At 70.2% G+C, this 20,607-nt stretch carries 1 protein-coding gene (cut by a window edge); it reads left to right on the top strand.

The annotated features are described in order from the left end of the window. The first annotated feature begins 160 nt into the window (after nucleotides 1-160). Nucleotides 161-20,607, top strand: partial view of a non-ribosomal peptide synthase/polyketide synthase gene (locus ACFYO1_RS20020; protein ID WP_387232891.1) — the 5' end (the start) only. 23,233 nt of this gene lie beyond the right edge of the window; 20,447 of the gene's 43,680 nt are visible here — the first part of the coding sequence; the start codon lies at nucleotides 161-163; its stop codon lies off the right edge, out of view.

Genomic DNA, 20,607 nt, shown 5'->3' with positions numbered 1-20,607 from the left:
CAAGGTCACCCTGGCGGACAGATAGTGCCAATGAGCTTTTTTTGCCTGATTGATTAGAGAACTGAACCCCGAGACGCGGGCGCCACGCTGGGATAGGTGAGCGTCCTGTCCGGGTGTCGTCGGGGAGCGCTTGCGTGGTGTTCCGGAAGCGAGGTTACGGTTGGACCGGCTGGATTTCGGCGGAAACGGCGAAGCTGGTGACGAACGGGCGGACGCTGGTTCGGGCTACTTCCCGCTGTCTCCTGCGCAGCTGGGCATCTGGTACGCGCAGCATGTCGACCCGCAGGTGCCGGTCAACATCGCGCAGTACGTGGATCTGCACGGCGCGCTGGATGTCGAGATCCTGGAACAGGCCAGCATCGACGCCTCGCACGAGCTCGGTTCGGGCTTCCTGCGCATCATCGAACGCGACGGCGAGCCGTTGCAGTACGTCGATCACAGCATCGCCGACTACGACAAGGTCACCTATGTAGATCTGCGCGCCGAGGCCGATCCGGCCGCGGCCGCGATGGCGTGGATGCGGGCCGAGTACAGCCGGCCGATGGATCTGACCACCGATCGCCTGATCGCGGTCGCGGCGCTGCAACTGGCCGACGACCATTGGTACTGGTACTCCAGGGCGCATCACGTCACGCTCGACGGCTTCGGCGCGATGACCAACCTGAACCGGATCGCCGAGCTCTACACCGCGTACACCAACGGCACCGAGCCCGCCGCCTCCAAGGCCACCGACCTGCGCACGCTCTACGACCAGGAAATGGCCTACCGCGAGAGCACGCGGTTCAGCTCGGACAAGGAGTACTGGACCCAGCGGGTCGCGGGGCTGGAGGACGGCACCAGCCTGACCGGCCGGTCCGCCCCGCCCGCCGCGATCAATGGGATCGCCAGCGCGGCGCTGTCGGACGAGCAGAACGCGCTGCTGGAAGCGGCTGTACAGCGCCATGATTCGTCGCCGGCCGGACTGCTGCTCGCTGCGTTCGCCGGGTATCTGGCGCAGTGGAACGGCGTCGAGGACGTCATCCTGAGCCTGCCGGTGACCGCGCGCACCACCGCGGCGATGCGCCGCTCGGGTGGTGTGTCGTCGAACATCGTGCCGCTGCGGCTGCACGTCGGGCACGACACGACGGTCGGCGAACTGCTCAAGCAGGTGACGGTCGAGGTGTCCGGCGCGCTGCGGCACCAGCGCTACCGGCACGAGGACATCCGCCGCGACACCGCCGGTGACGGCGTGGTGACCACCGAGTTCTTCGGCCCGTGGGTCAACATCATGCTGTTCCACGACGAGCTGGTGATGGGCCCGATGGTCGGCCAGCTGCACGTGCTGTCCACCGGCAGCATCGAGGATCTCGGCGTCAACTTCTACCAGTCGGTCGCGGGCACCCGCTCGCACATCGACTTCGAGACCAACCCGAACCTCTACACCGAAGCCGAAGCGCAGCGCCATCATTCGCGCTTCCTGGAGTTCTTCGACCGGTTCCTCGCGGCCGCGGACGACGCTGCGGTCTGGGCGCTGGACGTCACCACCGCCGAGGAGCGGGAGCGCTCGCTGCTGGAGTGGAACGACTCCGACCAGGACGTGCCCGACACCACGCTGTCGGCGCTGCTGGATGCGCAGATGCCGGTGGCGCCGGACAACATCGCGCTCGACTTCGAGGGCGCGACCCTCACTTACGCGGAGTTCGACGCGCGGGTCAATCGGCTGGCCAGGTTCCTGATCGCCGACGGCGTCGGCCCGGAATCGCTGGTCGCGCTGGGCATGCGGCGGTCGCTGGAGCTGGTCATCGGCATGCACGCGGTGCTCAAGGCCGGTGGCGCGTACGTGCCGATCGATCCGGATCATCCGGCCGATCGCACCGCCTACATCCTCGAGTCCGCGGCACCGGTCTGTGTGCTGAGGCTCTCGGCCGATGAGCTGGAACTGCCGGATGCGGTGCGGCAGGTGCGGATCGACACCTTGGACGTGTCGGAGTTCTCCGCGGCGCCGGTGACCGACGCGGACCGGCTCGCGCCGCTGCGCCCGGACAACACCGCCTACGTCATCTACACCTCGGGTTCGACCGGGCGGCCCAAGGGCGTCGCGGTCACCCATCACGCGATCGTCAACCAGCAGCTGTGGATGCTCGACGAGTACCGGCTCACCGCGGATGACGTGTACCTGCAGAAGACCGCGACCACGTTCGACGTGTCGCTGTGGGGTTACTTCCTGCCGCTGCTGGTGGGGGCGAAGCTGGTCATCGCCTCGCCCGACGGTCATCGGGACCCGCTGTATGTGGCGGAGATGATCGAGCGGCACGGGGTCACCGTGACCGACTTCGTGCCGTCCATGCTCACGGTGTTCGTCGCGCACGCGACCCGGGCGCAATGTGCCACGCTGCGTGCGGTTTTCGTGATCGGCGAGGCGCTGCCGCCGGAGACCGCCGCCGGTTTCCGGGCGATCACCTCGGCGGGCCTGCACAACCTGTACGGCCCCACCGAGGCCGCGGTCTCGGTGACGTACTGGGAGGCGACCGCCGCCGACACGGTGACCGTGCCGATCGGCATCCCGGAGTGGAATGTCTCGGTCTACGTGCTGGATTCGCGGCTGCGACCGGCCGCGATCGGCGCGCCGGGTGAGCTCTACCTCGGTGGCCGTCAGCTGGCGCGCGGTTACCGCGGCCGGCCGGATCTGAGCGCGGATCGCTTCGTCGCGAATCCGTTGTCGGACAACGGCGAACGCATGTACCGCACCGGTGACCTGGTGCGGTGGAACGACGCGGGCACGCTGGAATACATCGGGCGCACCGACTTCCAGGTGAAGTTCCGTGGTCAGCGGATCGAGCTCGGTGAGATCGAGACCGATCTGCTCGCGCACCCCGCGGTCAGTCAGGCCGTTGTGCTGGTGATGGATACCGCGACCGGTCAGCAGCTGGTGGCGTATGTGGTTCCCGCGCCGGGTCATTCGGTCGATCCGACCGAGCTGACCAGGTTCGCCGCCGAGAAGCTGCCGAGCTACATGGTGCCGGCCTCGATCATGGTGCTGGACGCGTTCCCGCTCAACACCTCCGGCAAGCTGGACCGGAAGGCGTTGCCGGAGCCGGTGTTCAGCGTGGACGCGACGAGCTTCCGCGCCCCGCGCACCCAGGCCGAGCAGATCGTGGCGGGCATCTTCGCCGACGTGCTCAGCCAGGACCGCATCGGCATCGACGACAACTTCTTCGATCTCGGCGGCAACTCGCTGGTCGCGACCCAGGTGGTGTCGCGGATCGGGGTGGCGTTCGGCACCCAGATCGGGGTGCGGGCGCTGTTCGAGTCCCCGACCGTGGCCGGGATCGCCGCCCGCGCGGAGAACGCGAGCCAGACCGAGGGCGCCCGGCCGCCGCTGGTGGCCCAGCAGCTGCCCGAGCGGGTGCCGCTGTCGCTGTCGCAGCAGCGGATGTGGTTCATCAACCAGTTCGACTCGACCGTGCCCGCCTACAACCTGCCGTTCGTGGTGCGGTTGCGCGGCGAGGTCGACCTGGACGCGTTGCAGGCCGCGCTGATCGATGTGGTCGCGCGCCAGCAGTCGCTGCGCACGATCTTCCCCGAGTCCGGCGACGGCGGCTACCAGCAGGTGCTGCCGGTCGACCAGGTCGATCTCGGCATCGCGGTCGAGCCGATCGACGAGGCCGCGTTGCACGGTGTGCTCACCGCGTTCGCGTCCACCGGCTTCGATGTGTCGCGGGAACTGCCGATCCGGGTCCGGGTCTACGCGGTGACCGGCGGCCGGGACAACGGCACCGCCGATTACGCGGTCGCCTTCGTGGTGCACCACATCGCCGCGGACGGTTTCTCGTTCGGCCCGCTGGCTCGCGACGTCGCCGCCGCCTACCTCGCGCGGGCCGCGGGACAGGCGCCGAGCTGGGCGCCGCTGCCGGTGCAGTACCAGGACTTCAGCGTCTGGCAGCGGGAGCTGCTCGGCGCCGAGTCCGACCCCGGTTCCATGGCCGCGCGCGAGATCGCCTACTGGCGCAGGGCTTTGGCGGGACTGCCCGATCAGCTCGACCTGCCCGCCGACCGCCCGCGCCCGCCGGTGCAGAGCTTCAGCGGCGGCCGGGTCGCCTTCGACATCGACGCCGAACTGCACCAACAGCTTTCGGCGTTGGCGCGGGCACAGGGCGTCAGCCTGTTCATGGTCATGCACGCCTCCCTGGCCGTGCTGCTCGCCCGCCTGTCCGGCACCAACGACATCGCCATCGGCACCCCGGTCGCCGGGCGCGGCGAGCAGGCCCTCGACGACCTGATCGGCATGTTCGTCAACACCCTGGTGCTGCGCTCGGAGGTCGACGGCAGCGAGCCGTTCACCGAATTCCTCGCCCGCACCAGGGAAACCGACCTCGCCGCGTTCGCGTTCGCCGACGTGCCGTTCGAGCGGCTGGTCGAGGTGCTCAACCCGACCCGCTCCCAGGCGCGGCACCCGCTGTTCCAGGTGATGCTGTCGTTCCAGGAAATGTCGCACGCGACCCTGGAGTTACCCGGGCTCTCGGTCACCGCCGACGAGCTCGAGGTCGACATCGCCAAGTTCGACCTGCAATGGACCGTCACCGAAGAACGTGGCGCGCAAGGCGAACCGGCCGGCATGGCCGCCGTGGTCTCCTTCGCCACCGACCTGTTCGACGCCGCGACGGTCACCGAATTCACCCGCCGCTACCTGCGCGTGCTCGAGGCCGCGGTCGGCACGCCGCAGGCCGCGGTGCGCGATATCGACATCCTGGACGACGCCGAGCGCGCCACGGTGCTCACCGGCTGGAACCAGACCGCGCACGCACTGCCCGCGGCGACCGTGCTCGAGCTGTTCGAGGAACAGGTTCGCCTGCGCCCGGACGACATTGCCGTCCTGTTCGACGGCGGCACCCGCAGCGCAGGCGAATTCGGCCCGCAGGTCCAGCTGTCGTACGCCGAGTTCTCGGCGCGGGTGAATCGCCTGGCGCGCAAGCTGATCGCCGAGGGGGTCGGCCCGGAGTCGCTGGTCGCCGTCGGCATCCGCCGGTCGGTGGACATGCTGATCGCCATCTACGCCACCATGACCGCGGGCGGCGGTTACGTGCCGATCGACCCCGATCATCCGGCCGAGCGCACCGACTACGTGCTGGCGAACTCGACACCGGTCTGCGTGCTGACCACGCTGTCCGATGACGTGAAGTCTGCCGACTGCCCGGTGATCGCCGTCGACGCCGTGGATTTGAGCGAGTTCGGCGACGGACCGGTCACCGACGCCGAGCGTCGCGCACCGCTGCGCCCGGCGAACACCGCGTACGTGCTCTACACCTCCGGCTCCACCGGCCGGCCCAAGGGCGTGGCGGTCAGCCACGCCAGTGTGCTGAACCAGATCGCCTGGATCACCGGCGAATACCGCATGAGCCCGGCTGATGTGGTGTTGCAGAAGACCCCGGTCACCTTCGACGTGTCGGTCTGGGAGTTGTTCGGCACCTTGACCGTCGGCGCGCGCATGCTGATCGCCGCGCCGGACGGGCACCGCGATCCGATATACCTGTCCGAGATCATCGGGCGGCACCAGGTCACCATGACCTCGTTCGTGCCGTCCATGCTCTCGGTGTTCGCCGGTGCCGCGTCCAGCGTCGAATGTGCTTCGCTGCGTGCGGTTCTCGTCGCCGGTGAGGCGCTGCCGCCGGCCACCGTCGCCGCGTTCCGGCAGTTCTCCACCGCCGCGATGCACAACCTGTACGGCCCGACCGAGTTCACCGTGCACGCGACCGCATGGCACCTCAACGAGGTCGCTCCCACCTCGGTGCCGATCGGGCGCCCGGTGTGGAACGCGCAGGCCTACGTGCTCGACGCGGGCTTGGCGCCGGTCCCGGTCGGCGTGCCCGGCGAGCTGTACATGGGCGGCGTGCAGACCGCCCGCGGCTACCACGGCCGCTCCGATCTGAGCGCGGAACGCTTCGTCGCCAACCCCTTCGGCGCGCCCGGCACCCGCCTCTACCGCACCGGTGACCTGGTCCGCTGGGTCGAGCCGCACGACCCCGAGGTCGGCACGGCGGGCGTGCTGGAGTACATCGGCCGCACCGACTTCCAGGTGAAGTTCCGCGGTCAGCGCATCGAGCTCGGCGAGATCGAGTCCGCGCTGCTCGACCACCCGGCCGTCACCCAGGCGGTCGTGCTCGTGCTGGACACCGTCGCGGGCGATCAGCTGGTCGCCTACGTGGTCACCCCGGCGGGCCCGGTCGACATCGACAACATCAAGAACGCCCTGCATCGCACGCTGCCGGCCTACATGGTGCCGTCGGCGATCGTGGTGCTGGAGGCGTTGCCGCTCAACCCGTCCGGCAAGCTCGACCGGAAGGCGCTGCCCGCGCCGGTGTTCGAGGTGCGCGAATTCCGTGCGCCCACAACGCCGATCGAGGAGATCGTCGCGCAGATCTTCGCTGAGGTGCTCGGCATCAACCGGGTCGGCGTGGACGACGACTTCTTCGAGCTCGGCGGCAACTCACTGATCGCGACCCAGGTCGCCTCCCGCCTCGGCATCGCGCTGGACACCCGCGTCCCGGTGCGCATGCTGTTCGAGGCGTCCACCGTCGCCGCGCTCGCGGCCCGGGTGGAGTCGCACGCCGGCGACGGTGCGCGCAAGGCGCTGGTCGCCCGGGTCCGCCCGGAGGAAGTGCCGCTTTCGCTCGCGCAGCAGCGCATGTGGTTCCTCAACCGGTTCGATACCGCGTCCGCAGTGAACAACATCCCGGTCGCCATCCGCCTGTCCGGCGATCTCGACGTGGCCGCGCTGCAGGTGGCGGTCATCGACGTGATCGACCGGCACGAGTCGCTGCGCACCGTGTTCCCGGAGACCAAGACCGGCCCGGTGCAGGTGGTGCTGGACGCGGCGCAGATCGTGCCCGACCTGACGCCGATCCCGGTCACCGAGCACAACCTGATCGACCACCTGGTCCAGCTCGCCTCCATGGCGTTCGACGTGACCAGCGAAGTGCCTTTGCACGCAAGGCTTTTCGAGATCAGCGAGACCGAGTACGTGCTCGGTATGGTGGTGCACCACATCTCCGCCGACGGCTGGTCGATGGGCCCGCTGGCCCGCGACGTGATGGTCGCCTACGCCGCGCGTACCTCGTGGGAGGCGCCGGCCTGGTCGGCGCTGCCCGTGCAGTACGCGGACTACGCGCTGTGGCAGCGCGAGGTGCTCGGTTCCGAGGACGACCCGAGTTCGTTGATCGCCAACCAGATTCGCTACTGGACGCGCGAACTCGCGGACCTGCCGGACGAATTGGTGCTGCCCTCGGACCGGCCGCGCCCCGCGGCGGCGTCCTATCGCGGCGGCACCTACCCGTTCGTGATCTCCGGTGAGACCCAGCGCGCGCTGGTCGATCTGGGCCGAAGGCACAACGCCTCGCTGTTCATGGTCATGCACAGCGCGCTGGCCGTGCTGCTCGCCCGGGCCAGCGGCACCGGCGACATCGCCATCGGCACGCCGGTGGCCGGTCGCGGTGAGGCCGCGCTGGACGACCTGATCGGCATGTTCGTCAACACGCTCGTGCTGCGCACCGAGGTCGACGGCGCGGCCAGCTTCGCCGACCTGCTCGCGCAGGCCAGGGAGAAAGACCTGCACGCGTTCGCGCACGCGGACGTGCCGTTCGAGCGGCTGGTCGAGGTGCTCAACCCGGCCCGCTCGCAGGCCAGGCATCCGCTGTTCCAGGTGATGCTGACCTTCCAGAACACCAGGCAGGCCAGCCTCGAACTGCCCGGACTCTCGGTCAACGGCGTCGACTACGACGCCCGCCTGGCCAAGTTCGACCTGCAACTGACTTTGCAGGAGACCCAGGACGAACTGGGCGACGCGGCCGGCATGTCGGCCGAATTCTCCTACGCCGAGGACCTTTTCGACGAGGGCACGGTGGCCGCGTTCGCGCGCAGGCTGGACCGGGTGCTGGCGGCGGTCACCGCCGACCCGAACGTGCCGATCGGCGACATCGATCTGCTCGCGCCGCACGAGCAGGCGCAGGTGCTGGTCGACTGGAACGACACCGCACACCGGGTGCCTGCCGAGACCCTGGTCTCGCTGTTCGACGCGCAGGCCGCGGCCACGCCGGACGCGGTGGCCCTGGTCTTCGACGAAGAGCGGCTCACCTACCGCGAGCTACAGGTGCGGGCCAACCGCATCGCCCGGCAGCTGATCAAGGCGGGCGTCGGCCCGGAAACACTGGTCGCCCTGTCGATCCGGCGCTCCAACGAACTGGTCATCGCGATGTACGCGGTGCTGCAGACCGGCGCGGCGTACGTGCCGCTGGACCCGGACCAGCCCGCCGACCGGATCAACCACATCGTCGACACCGCGCGTCCGCGGATGATCCTGTACCGCTCGGCGGACGGGTTCGACATCGATCTGCAGCGCGAGGTCTCGGTCATCGCGATCGAGGGCATCGAGGGCGTGCCGGGCATGGCCGCCTCCAGCGGCGCCCCGATCACGGATGCCGAACGGACCCAGCCGCTTCGGCCGGGCAACACCGCCTACGTCATCTTCACCTCGGGTTCGACCGGCCGGCCGAAGGGCGTGGCGGTGAGCCATGCCGCGATCGTCAACCGGCTGCTGTGGATGCAGCACGAGTACCCGATCGGTTCGGGCGACGCGGTGCTGCAGAAGACGCCCGCCACCTTCGACGTGTCGGTGTGGGAGTTCTTCTGGCCCTTGCAGACCGGCGCGCGGTTGGTCGTGGCGAAGCCGGACGGGCACCGCGACCCGGTGTACCTGGCGCAGATCATCGCCGAACACGGCATCACCACGGCGCATTTCGTGCCGTCCATGCTGTCGGTGTTCGTGTCCACCCTCGGCAACGAGCACGGCGACGCGGACGGTTATCCGTCCTCGCAGCTGCGGCAGGTGTTCGCCTCCGGTGAGGCGCTGCCCGCGCCGACCGCGCAGCGGCTGCGCGAGCTGACCGGCGCCAAGCTGCACAACCTGTACGGCCCGACCGAGGCCGCCGTCGACGTCACGTATCACGAAGTGACGGAGGTGGATTCGGTCTCGGTGCCGATCGGCTCCCCGGTGTGGAACACCCGGGTCTTCGTGCTCGACGCCCGTCTGCACCCCGTGGCACCGGGTGTCGCGGGAGAGCTCTATCTCGCGGGCGATCAGCTGGCGCTCGGCTACCTCGGCCGCCCGGATCTGACCTCGGATCGCTTCGTCGCCAATCCGTACGGTGGCGCGGGGGAGCGGATGTACCGCACCGGTGACCTCGTCACCTGGACCCCGGCCGGTGAGCTGGAGTACCTGGGCCGCACCGACTTCCAGGTGAAGCTGCGTGGTCTGCGGATCGAGCTCGGCGAGATCGAGGCCGCGCTGCTGGCCCAGCCCGGTGTCGCGCAGTCGGTCGTCGTGGTGCGCACCGACGCGCACGCCGGCGATCAGCTGGTGGGTTACGTTGTCGCAGAATCGGGTTCGGTCATCGATACCGACGCGGTGAAGCTGGCGCTGGCCGGTCTGCTGCCCGGCTACATGATTCCGGCCGCGCTGGTCGTGCTCGGCTCCTTCCCGGTCAACGCCAGCGGCAAGCTCGATCGCCGGGCGCTGCCCGCGCCGGTGTTCGAGGCCAAGCAGTTCCGCGCCCCGGCCACGCCGATCGAGGAGATCGTCGCGGAGGTCTTCGCCGACCTGCTCGGCGTGCCGCGCGTCGGCGTGGACGACGACTTCTTCGAGCTCGGCGGCAACTCGCTGGTCGCCACCCAGGTGGTCGCGCGGTTGAGCGCGGCGCTGGACACCGAGGTCGGCGTGCGTGTGCTGTTCGAGGCGCCGACCGTGGCCGCCCTGGCCGCCCGCGTCGAATCGCGAGCCGGAACCGGTGCGCGCCAGGCGCTTACGGCACAGGTGCGCCCCGAGCGCCCGCCGCTGTCGCTGGCGCAGCAGCGGATGTGGTTCCTCAACCGCTTCGACGCCGACTCGGCCGCCAACAACATTCCGGCCGCGGTGCGGCTGGAGGGCGCGCTGGATCTGGCCGCGCTGCGCGGCGCGGTCGCCGACGTGGTCGCGCGGCACGAATCGCTGCGCACCGTCTACCCGTCGCAGGACGGCGTCGCCTACCAGCGGGTGCTGCCCGCGACCCGGGCGATCCCGGACCTGGAGGTCTTCCCGGTCGCCGAGGGCCAATTGCTCGGCGCCCTCTACGAATTCGTCGAGCGCGGTTTCGACGTGACCGCCGAGCCGCCGGTGCGGCTGCGTGCCTACCGGCTCGGCGACCAGGATTACGTGCTGGTCGTGGTGGTGCATCACATCGCGACGGACGGCTTCTCGATGCGGCCGCTGGTCCGCGACCTGATGACTGCCTACGTGGCCCGCACCTCGGCGTCCGAGCCGGGCTGGCCGCCGCTCGCGGTCCAGTACGTGGATTTCGCGCTGTGGCAGCGGGAAACCCTTGGCTCCGAGGACGATCCGACCTCGGTGATCTCCGAGCAGCTCGACTACTGGCGCACTGCGCTCGACGGCCTGCCCGACGAGTTGCGCCTGGCCGGACGGCCGCGGCCCGCGGTCGCGTCGTATCAGGCCGGGACACACCGGTTCCGGGTGCCCGGCGAGCTGATCGACGAGCTGAACCGGGTCGCGCACGCGCACGGCACCACGTTGTTCATGGTGGTGCACAGCGCCTTCGCGGCCCTGCTGGCCCGGCTGAGCGGCTCCGACGACATCGCCATCGGCATTCCGGTGGCCGGTCGTGGTGACCAGGCGCTGGACGACCTGGTCGGCATGTTCGTCAACACCCTGGTGTTGCGCGCGCAGGTCGACACCGACGCGTCGTTCACCGACCTGCTCGCCCAGGTCCGCGAGCGTGACCTGCAGGCCTTCGCACACGCCGACGTGCCGTTCGAGCGGCTGGTCGAGGTGCTCAACCCGGCCCGTTCGCAGGCGCGGCATCCGCTGTTCCAGGTGATGCTGTCGTTCCAGAACCTCGGCCGCGCCTCGCTCGAGCTGCCCGGCCTGCTGGTCTCCGAACTCGGCATCGATCAGCCGACCGCGAAGTTCGACCTGCAGCTCACGCTGAGCGAGGTGCAGGGCACCGAGGCGTCGATGGACGCCGAACTGCTTTACGCCACCGATCTTTTCGACGGCGGGTTCGCGAGTACCTTCGCCGAGCGCTTCCTGCGCGTGCTGGCCGGCGTGGCCGCCGAGCCGACCGCGGCGGTGGGCGATATCGAGCTGCTGGACGTGGCCGAGCGCGAGCTGGTCGTGCAGCGGTGGAACGACACCGAATTCCCGGTGGACGCGGCGCTGACCTCGCCGGTCGGCGATGCCGCGGCGACGCTGGTCTCGCTGTTCGAGGCCCAGGTCGCGCGGACGCCCGAGGCACACGCGGTGACCTTCGAGGGGACAAGTCTGTCCTACGCCGAGTTCGCGGCGCGGGTGCACCGCCTGGCGCGCTGGCTGAAGCAGAACGGCGTCGGCCCGGAATCGTATGTCGCCCTGGGCATGCGACGCTCGATCGACCTCGTGGTCGGCATGTACGCGGTGAACGCCGCCGGTGGCGCGTACGTGCCGCTGGATCCGGACCACCCGGCCGAGCGCACCGACTACATCCTCGACACCGCCCGCCCGGTCTGCGTGCTGACCTCCGGCTCCGACCTGGAGTCCACCGGCTCCCGCCAGGTGCGCATCGATCAGCTGGACCTGTCCGAGTTCTCCGACGCACCGCTGACCGACGCGGACCGGCACAAGCCGCTGCGCCCGGCCAACACCGCGTACGTCATCTTCACCTCCGGCTCCACCGGCCGCCCGAAGGGTGTCGCGGTCTCGCACGCGGCCATCGTCAACCGCCTGGTCTGGATGCACGCGGAGTACGGCCTGGCCGCCTACGACGTGGTGCTGCAGAAGACCCCCGCGACCTTCGACGTATCGGTGTGGGAGTTCTTCTGGCCCTTGCAGGTCGGTGCGCGCCTGGTGATCGCCAAGCCGGACGGCCACCGTGATCCCGCCTACCTGGCCCGGCTGATCATCGAAGAGCGGGTCAGCACGGTGCATTTCGTGCCGTCCATGCTGTCGGTGTTCGTCGCCGAGCAGCGCGTGGGCGAATGCGTCAGTCTGCGTAATGTTTTCGCCTCCGGTGAGGCGTTGCCCGCGGTCACCGCGCAGCGGCTGCGCACGCTGACCGGTGCGCGGCTGCACAACCTGTACGGCCCGACCGAGGCCGCCGTCGACGTCACCTTCCACGAGGTGACCGAGGCGGACACCAGCTCGGTGCCGATCGGCGCCCCGGTGTTCAACACCCAGGTGTACGTGCTGGATTCGCGGCTGCGACCGGTTCCGGTCGGGGTGCCCGGCGAGCTGTACCTGGCCGGCGCGCAGCTGGCGCACGGCTATGTGGCCCGCCCGGACCTGACCACCGACCGGTTCGTCGCGAACCCGTTCGGCGAGGCCCAGCGCATGTATCGCACCGGCGACCTGGTCTCCTGGACCGTGGACGGCGAGCTGGAGTACCTGGGCCGCACCGACTTCCAGGTCAAACTGCGTGGCTTGCGGATCGAGCTCGGTGAGATCGAGAACGCGCTCACCGCACTGGAATCCGTCGCCCAGGCGGTGGTGCTGGTGCGCACCGACGAACGGACCGGCGATCAGCTCGTCGCCTACGTGGTCGGCGACCCGGACCGGGCCTTCGACGCCGAGTCGGTCAAGACCGCGCTCGGCGCGCAGCTGCCCGCGTACATGGTGCCCTCGGCCTACGTGGAACTCGACGCGTTCCCGCTGAACCCGTCCGGCAAGCTGGACCGGCGGGCGCTGCCCGCACCGACGTTCGCGGCCAAGACCTTCCGCGCCCCGGTCACGCCGGTGCAGGAGATCGTCGCCGATACCTTCGCCGCGGTGCTCGGCGCCGAGCGGGTCGGCCTGGACGACGACTTCTTCGAACTCGGCGGCAACTCCCTGGTCGCCACCCAGGTGGCCGCGCGACTCGGCGAGGCGCTGGACACGCAGGTTCCGGTGCGCGCGCTGTTCGAGGCGTCGAGCGTCGCCGCGCTGGCCGCCCGCGTGGAAACGGCTGCGGGACAAGGCGGCCGGGCGCCGCTGGTGCCCCAGGAGCGGTCCGGCCTGGTGCCGCTGTCGCTGGCCCAGCAGCGGATGTGGTTCCTCAACCGGTTCGACAACCGCACCGCGGTCAACAACATCCCGGTCGCGATCCGGCTGACCGGTGACCTCGATGTCGCGGCGCTCAACGCCGCGATCGGCGATGTGCTGGCCCGCCACGAGGCGCTGCGCACCGTCTACCCCGAGGTGGAAGGCACTGGCTACCAGCGCATCCTGTCCGTCTCCGAGGTGTCCTCCGAGGTCGTCGCCGAGCCGGTGACCGCGGCCGAACTGTCTGCCCGCATTGTCGAGCTGGCGAGCTACCACTTCGACGTGACCCGCGAGATCGCTTTCCGCGCAAGCCTGCTCAGCCTGGATGAGCGCAACCACGTCGCGGTGCTGGTCATGCATCACATCAGCGCCGACGGCTTCTCGCTGCGGCCGCTGCTGCGCGATGTGGTCGTCGCCTACGGCGAGCGCACCCGCGGCGAGACGCCCGCCTGGGCGCCGCTGGAGGTGCAGTACGCGGACTACGCGCTGTGGCAGCGCGATGTGCTCGGCGTCGAGCACGACCCGGAATCGGTCGCGGCCCAGCAGATCGCGTACTGGGTCGAGCAACTGCGCGATCTGCCCGATCAGATCGAGCTGCCCGCCGACCGGCCGCGCCCGGAGATCGCCTCCAATGCCGGTGGCACGCACAACTTCTCGGTCGACGCCGAGCTGCACGCCGCGCTGGCCGAGCTGGCCAGGCAGCGCGGGGTCACGCTGTTCATGGTCGTGCACGCGGCGCTGGCCGCGTGGGCGAGCAGGCTGTCCAACAGCTCCGACATCGCCATCGGTACCCCGATCGCCGGCCGTGGCGAGCAGGCACTGGACGACCTGGTCGGCATGTTCGTCAACACGCTGGTGCTGCGCAGTGAGATCGATCCCGCCGCCGCCTTCAGCGAACTGCTCGAGCAGGTGCGCCGGACCGACCTGGCCGCGTTCGGCAATGCCGACGTGCCGTTCGAGCGGCTGGTGGACGTCATCAGTCCGGCCCGCTCGCAGGCGCACCACCCGCTGTTCCAAGTAGCGCTGACCTTCGAGGCGGCCTCGGCCGCCGACATGGGCACCGTCGAGCTGCCCGGCCTCGACCTCGACGTGGTCGAATTCGATGCGGGCACAGCGAAGTTCGACGTGCAGCTGACCGTCGGCGAGGCCGCGGACGGCGGGCTGGCGCTGTCCTGGAACTACGCGACCGAGCTGTTCGATCCGGAGACGGTGGCCTCGTTCGCCGACCGGCTGGTGCGCGTGCTGCACACCATCGCCGAGGACCCGCAGATCGCGGTCGGCGACATCGACCTGCTCGGCGAGTCCGAGCGCCTCGACGTCTCGCAGCGCTGGGTGTCGTCCGGAATGGACGCCGTGGCGCATGCGCACGCCACCCTGGTCACCGTGTTCGACGCGGCGGTCGCCGCGCACCCGAACCGGGTCGCCGCTCGATTCGGTGTCGAGCAGCTGACCTACGCCGAACTGGATCGGCGCGCGAATGTGCTGGCGCGCAGGCTGATCGCGGACGGAGCGGGACCGGAGTCGCTGGTCGCGGTGATCCTGCCGCGCTCGCTCGACCTGGTCGTCGCGCTGGTCGCGGTGGTCAAGACCGGCGCGGGGTATGTACCGGTCGACCCGACCTACCCGGCCGACCGCATCGCGTTCGTGCTCGCGGATTCCCAGCCGACCAGCGTGATCCTGGACTCGACGGTCCAGGTGACGGTGCCGGTGGACCTGCCGAGCGTGGTGCTGGACGGCTTCGCCGTGGAGACCGGCAACATCGAGGACGCCGACGACGCGCCGATCACCGACGAGGACCGCAACGCGGCGCTCTCGCCCGATCATGTCGCGTACGTGATCTACACCTCCGGTTCGACCGGCCGCCCGAAGGGTGTCGCGGTCGCGCACCGGAATGTGGTGCGGCTGTTCGCCAATACCGATCGCGACTTCAACTTCGGCCCCGACGACGTGTGGACGCTGTTCCACTCCTACGCCTTCGACTTCTCGGTGTGGGAGCTGTGGGGCCCGCTGCTGTTCGGCGGCACGCTGGTGGTGGTCGACTACTACACCTCGCGTTCGCCCGAGCAGTTCCTGGAACTGCTGCGCGCGGAACGGGTCACGGTGCTCAACCAGACCCCGTCGGCGTTCTACCAACTGGCCGAGGCCGATCGCAACGCCGCACCCGACGCCACCCCGCTCGCGCTGCGCTACGTGGTGTTCGGCGGCGAGGCCCTCGAACTGCGCAGGCTCTCGGATTGGATTGCCCGCCACGGTGATTCGGCCCCGTTGCTGGTCAACATGTACGGCATCACCGAGACCACGGTGCACGTGTCCTACCGCGCGCTGGACGCCGCGACCATCGCCGCCGCCTCCGGCAGCGTGGTCGGCCGGGCCATCGCCGGGCTGCGGGTGTTCGTACTGGACAACCGGCTGCGGCCGGTCCCGGTCGGCGTGGCCGGCGAAATGTACGTCGCCGGACCGCAATTGGCCCGCGGCTACCTCGGCCGCCCCGACCTGTCCGCCACCCGGTTCGTCGCCAACCCCCTGGCGGGTTCCGACTCGGCGGGCTCGCGGCTCTACCGCTCCGGTGACCTCGCGCGCTGGAACCGCTTCGGCGAACTCGAATACCTCGGCCGCGCCGACGATCAGGTGAAGGTCCGCGGCTTCCGCATCGAACTCGGCGAGATCGAGTCCGCGATCCTGGCCCAGCCGGGCATCGCCCAGGCGGCGGTCATCGTGCGCGAGGACCAGCCGGGCGACCAGCGGATCGTGGCCTATGTGGTCGCCGAGCCCGACGTCGTCCCGGTGCTCGACCGGGTGCGCGACGGCGCCGCCGAGCGGCTGCCGTCCTACATGGTGCCCGCGGCGCTGGTGCGGCTCGAGTGGATTCCGCTGACCGTCAACGGCAAGCTCGATCGCCGGGCGCTGCCCGCCCCCGCGGTGCAGTCGCGGGCCTTCCGCGCGCCGGTCACCCCGGTGCAGGAGACGGTGGCCGCGGTGTTCGCCGAGGTGCTCGACCTGCCCAGGGTCGGCGTCGACGACGACTTCTTCGACCTCGGCGGCAACTCGCTGATCGCGACGCGGGTGGTGTCCCGCATCGGCGCCGCGCTCGGCACCACGGTGGCGGTGCGCGCGCTGTTCGAGGCGCCGACCGTCGCCGCGCTGGCCGCGCGGGTGGAATCGCATGCCGACGGGGCCGCGCGGGCCAGGCTGGTCGCCCGGCCGCGCAAGGCCGACGAACTGGTGCCGCTGTCGTTCGCGCAGCAGCGCATGTGGTTCCTCAACAAGTACGACACCTCCTCGGCGGCCTACAACCTGCCGATCGCCATCCGCCTGACCGGCGCGCTCGACGTGGCCGCGCTGCGGCTCGCGGTGGCCGACGTGGTGCGCAGGCACGAATCGCTGCGCACCCGCTACCCCGAGCACGGCGGCACCCCGGTCCAGGTGATCGTGCCCGCCGAGAACATCGCGCTCGACCTGCATCCGGTGCAGGTGGATCCGGCCGCGCTGACCGCCGCGGTGACCGACTTCGTCACCACCGGATTCGATGTGGCCGAACAGGTTCCGCTGCGCACCCGGCTCTACAGCGCCGGGCCGGACGAGCACGTGCTGGTCGTCGTGGTGCACCACATCGCGGCCGACGGCTTCTCGATGGGCCCGCTGACCCGCGACGTGATGCTCGCCTACTCCGCGCGTACCCAGGACAGCGCGCCCGGCTGGGCGCCCCTGGCAGTGCAGTACGCCGACTTCGCGGTCTGGCAGCGCGAGGTCCTCGGCACCGAGGACGATCCGGACTCGCTGATGGCGCGCCAGGTGGCGCACTGGCAGCGAGCCCTCGACGGCATCCCGGACGAGCTGACCCTGCCCGCGGACCGGCCGCGCCCGGCGATCGCCTCGTTCCGCGGCGCGACGCTGCACCGCGAGCTGCCCGGCGAGCTGATCGCCGCGCTGGAAGACATTGCGCGCCAACGCGGTGCGTCGCTGTTCATGGTGATGCACGGCGCGCTGACCGTGCTGCTGTCGCGGCTGTCCGGCGCGGACGACATCGCGGTCGGCACGCCGATCGCGGGCCGCGGCGAGCAGGCCCTCGACGACCTGGTCGGCATGTTCGTCAACACCCTGGTGCTGCGCACCGGGATCGACGCCGCCGAGTCGTTCACCGAGCTGGTGGATCGGGTGCGGCGCACCGACCTGGACGCGTACGGCAACGCCGACGTGCCGTTCGAGCGACTGGTGGAGCTGCTCGCCCCGGAACGCTCGCAGGCGCGCAACCCGCTGTTCCAGGTGATGCTCGCGTTCCAGAACCTGGACCGCACCAGCCTCGAGCTGCCCGGGCTGTCGGTGTCCGCGCTCGATCTCGAAGAGAACATCGCCCGCTTCGACCTCCAGTTCACGCTGTCCGAGCTGGGCGAACCCGGTACGGCCGGAATGGCTTTGGCGCTCACCTACGCCACCGAGCTGTTCGACGAGTCGACCGCGGCGGAGATCGCCCAGCGCTGGCAGCGGGTGCTCGAGGCCATCGCCGCGAACCCGGCCATCGCGGTCGGTCAGATCGACGTGCTCGATGCCGCGGAGCTGGCCGACCTGACCGCACGCACCGGCCCGGAGGCCACGCCCGCGCGGACGCTGCCGGACCTGATCGCCGAGGCCGCCGCTCTCGACCCGGCGGCACCCGCAGTGGTGTTCCAGGGGCGCAGTATCTCCTACGCGGAGCTGGACGAACGCTCGAACCGCTTGGCCCGCTTGCTGATCGAGCGCGGCCTCGGCACCGAGGACCTGGTCGCGGTCGCCGTGCCGCGCTCGGACGACTCCTATTTCGCCGAATGGTCGGTGGCCAAGTCCGGCGCCGCCTTCGTGCCGATCGACCCGACCTACCCGGCCGACCGCATCGCGCACATGGTCACCGACTCGGGCTCGCCGGTCGGCCTGACCGTGACGTCCGTGCGCGGCGACCTGCCGGACTCGGTCGAATGGCTGGTGCTCGACGAACTGGATCTGTCCGGCGTCGACGCCGGCGCGATCACCGACGCCGAGCGCGTGCGTCCGGTGCGGCCGGAACATCCGGCCTACGTCATCTACACCTCCGGTTCCACCGGCGTGCCCAAGGGCGTCGTGGTCACGCATGCCGGTCTGGCCAACTTCCGGGATGAGCAGAACGCCCGGTACGACGTCGACTCGTCTACGCGCGCACTGCATTTCGCGTCGCCGAGCTTCGACGCGTCGATCCTCGAGTTCCTGCTCGCGATCGGCCGCGGTGGTGCCCTCGTGGTCTGCCCGCCCGGCGTGTACGGCGGCGAGGAACTGGCCGAACTGATCCGTGCCGAGCGGGTCACGCACGCGTTCATCACGCCGTCGGTGCTCGCCTCGCTGGATCCGGCCGCGCTGGCCGGCATGCGGGTGATCGTGGCCGGTGGCGAGGCGGTCCCGGCCGATCTGGTGACCAAGTGGGGTGGCGCGCCGGACGGTTCCGGGCGACGCTTCCACAACGGTTACGGCCCGACCGAGACCACCATCATGACCAACATCAGCGACCCGCTGACGCCGGGCGATCTGGTCACCATCGGCGGCCCGACCCGCGGCATGCAGTCGCTGATCCTGGACGCCCAGCTCCGGCCCGTTCCGGTGGGTGTCGCGGGTGAGCTCTATATTTCGGGCATCCAGCTGGCCCGCGGCTACCACGCGCGGGCCGGGCTGTCCGCGGACCGGTTCGTGGCGAATCCGTATGTCGCCGGGGGCCGGATGTACCGCACGGGTGACGTGGTCCGCTGGACCCGCACCGGTGAGGTCGAATACGTCGGCCGGTCCGACTTCCAGGTGAAGGTGCGCGGTTTCCGAATCGAACTCGGCGAGATCGACGCGGCCCTCGCGGCGCACGAGAACGTCGACTTCGCGGTCACCGTTGGGCACAGGAGTTCCGCGGGCGCTACCTCGCTGGTCGCCTATGTGGTTGCGGCGCAAGGTCGTTCGATCGATGTCGCGGCGCTGACCGCGCACGTCGAGGACCGGTTGCCCGCCTACATGGTGCCGTCGGCGATCATGGTGATCGATCGGGTGCCGCTCACCCCGGTGGGCAAGCTGGACCGGAAGGCGTTGCCGGAGCCGGTGTTCGCGACCGAGGTCGTGTTCCGGGCGCCGCGCACGCCGGTCGAGCAGACCATCGCCGAGGTGTTCGCCGAGGTGCTCGGCGTGGAGCGGGTCGGCGTCGACGATTCGTTCTTCGCACTGGGCGGCGACAGCATCGTCTCCATTCAGCTGGTGTCGCGGGCCAAGGCGCGCGGCGTGGTGTTCACGCCGCGGCACGTCTTCGAGCAGCGCACCGTGGCCGGGCTGGCCGCGGTCGCCGAAACCGCCGACGCCGCAGCGGCTTCGGCCGTGGTGCTGGCCGAGCTGCCCGGTGGTGGCGTCGGCACGATGCCGCTGACCCCGGTCGTGCGGTTCATGGCCGAGCGACGCGGTTCGTTCGGGCGGTTCAACCAGACCCTCGCGCTGGAGCTGCCGGTCGGCATCGACCGGGCGGGCATCGTCGCGACCGTCGGCGCGGTCATCGACCGCCACGACATGTTGCGGTCGAGCCTGCGGCAGGTCGACGGCGAGTGGATTCTCGAAACCGCCGCCGCCGGCACGGTCGAGGTGGACGCGCTGGTCGACCACCACACCTTCGACGCCGGTATCGATGATGCCGAGCTGATCGAGATCGCTTCGGCCGCTTTGGATTCCTCGCTGGATCTGCTGGATCCCGCTGCGGGCGTGGTAATCCGGTTCGTCTGGCTGGAGCCGTCGAGCGGCGAACGCGCCGGACGACTGATCGTCGTCGGTCACCACCTGGTGGTCGACGGTGTCTCCTGGCGCATCCTGGTGCCGGACTTCGTCGCGGCCTGGGGCCAGCGCACCGCGGGGCAGCAGCCCGAGCTGGTCGCGCCGGCCACCTCGATGCGCGCTTGGGCGCACGCCCTCGAACGGGAGGCGCGCAGTGCCGAGCGGGTCGCCGAACTCGAGCATTGGCGTTCGGTGGTCGACGCGGCCGATCCGCTGCTCACCGAGCGGCCGATGGACCCGGCCGTCGACACCTCGGGTGTCATCGAGAAGCTCCAGGTCGAGGTGTCCGCCGAGGTCACCAAGGCGCTGCTGACCAAGGTGCCCGCGCTGTTCCACGGCGGCGTGAACGACGGCCTGCTCACCGCGCTGGCACTGGCGACCGCGAAATGGCGGGCACGCCGGGCGGGCGCCCGCGGCGATTCGCTGCTCATCCGCCTGGAGGGCCACGGCCGTGAAGAGGACATCGTGCCCGGCGCGGACCTGTCCCGCACCGTCGGCTGGTTCACCGCGATCTTCCCGGTCCGCTTCGACCTGTCCGGCATCGACATCGATGCCGCGCTGGCCGGTGGACCCGCGCTCGGCCAAGCGGTCAAGGCGATCAAGGAGCAGCTGCTCGCGGTGCCGGACAAGGGCGTCGGCTACGGCCTGCTGCGCTACCTGAACCCGGAGACCGCCGCCGAGCTGCCGGTCGAGCTGCCCGGCCAGGTGAGCTTCAACTACCTCGGCCGGGTGTCCGAGGG

Source organism: Nocardia sp. NPDC006044 (assembly GCF_042871115.1).
Taxonomy (GTDB): domain Bacteria; phylum Actinomycetota; class Actinomycetes; order Mycobacteriales; family Mycobacteriaceae; genus Nocardia.
Note: the sequence above shows the minus strand (reverse complement) of the source record. Positions and strands in the feature narration are given on the sequence as shown.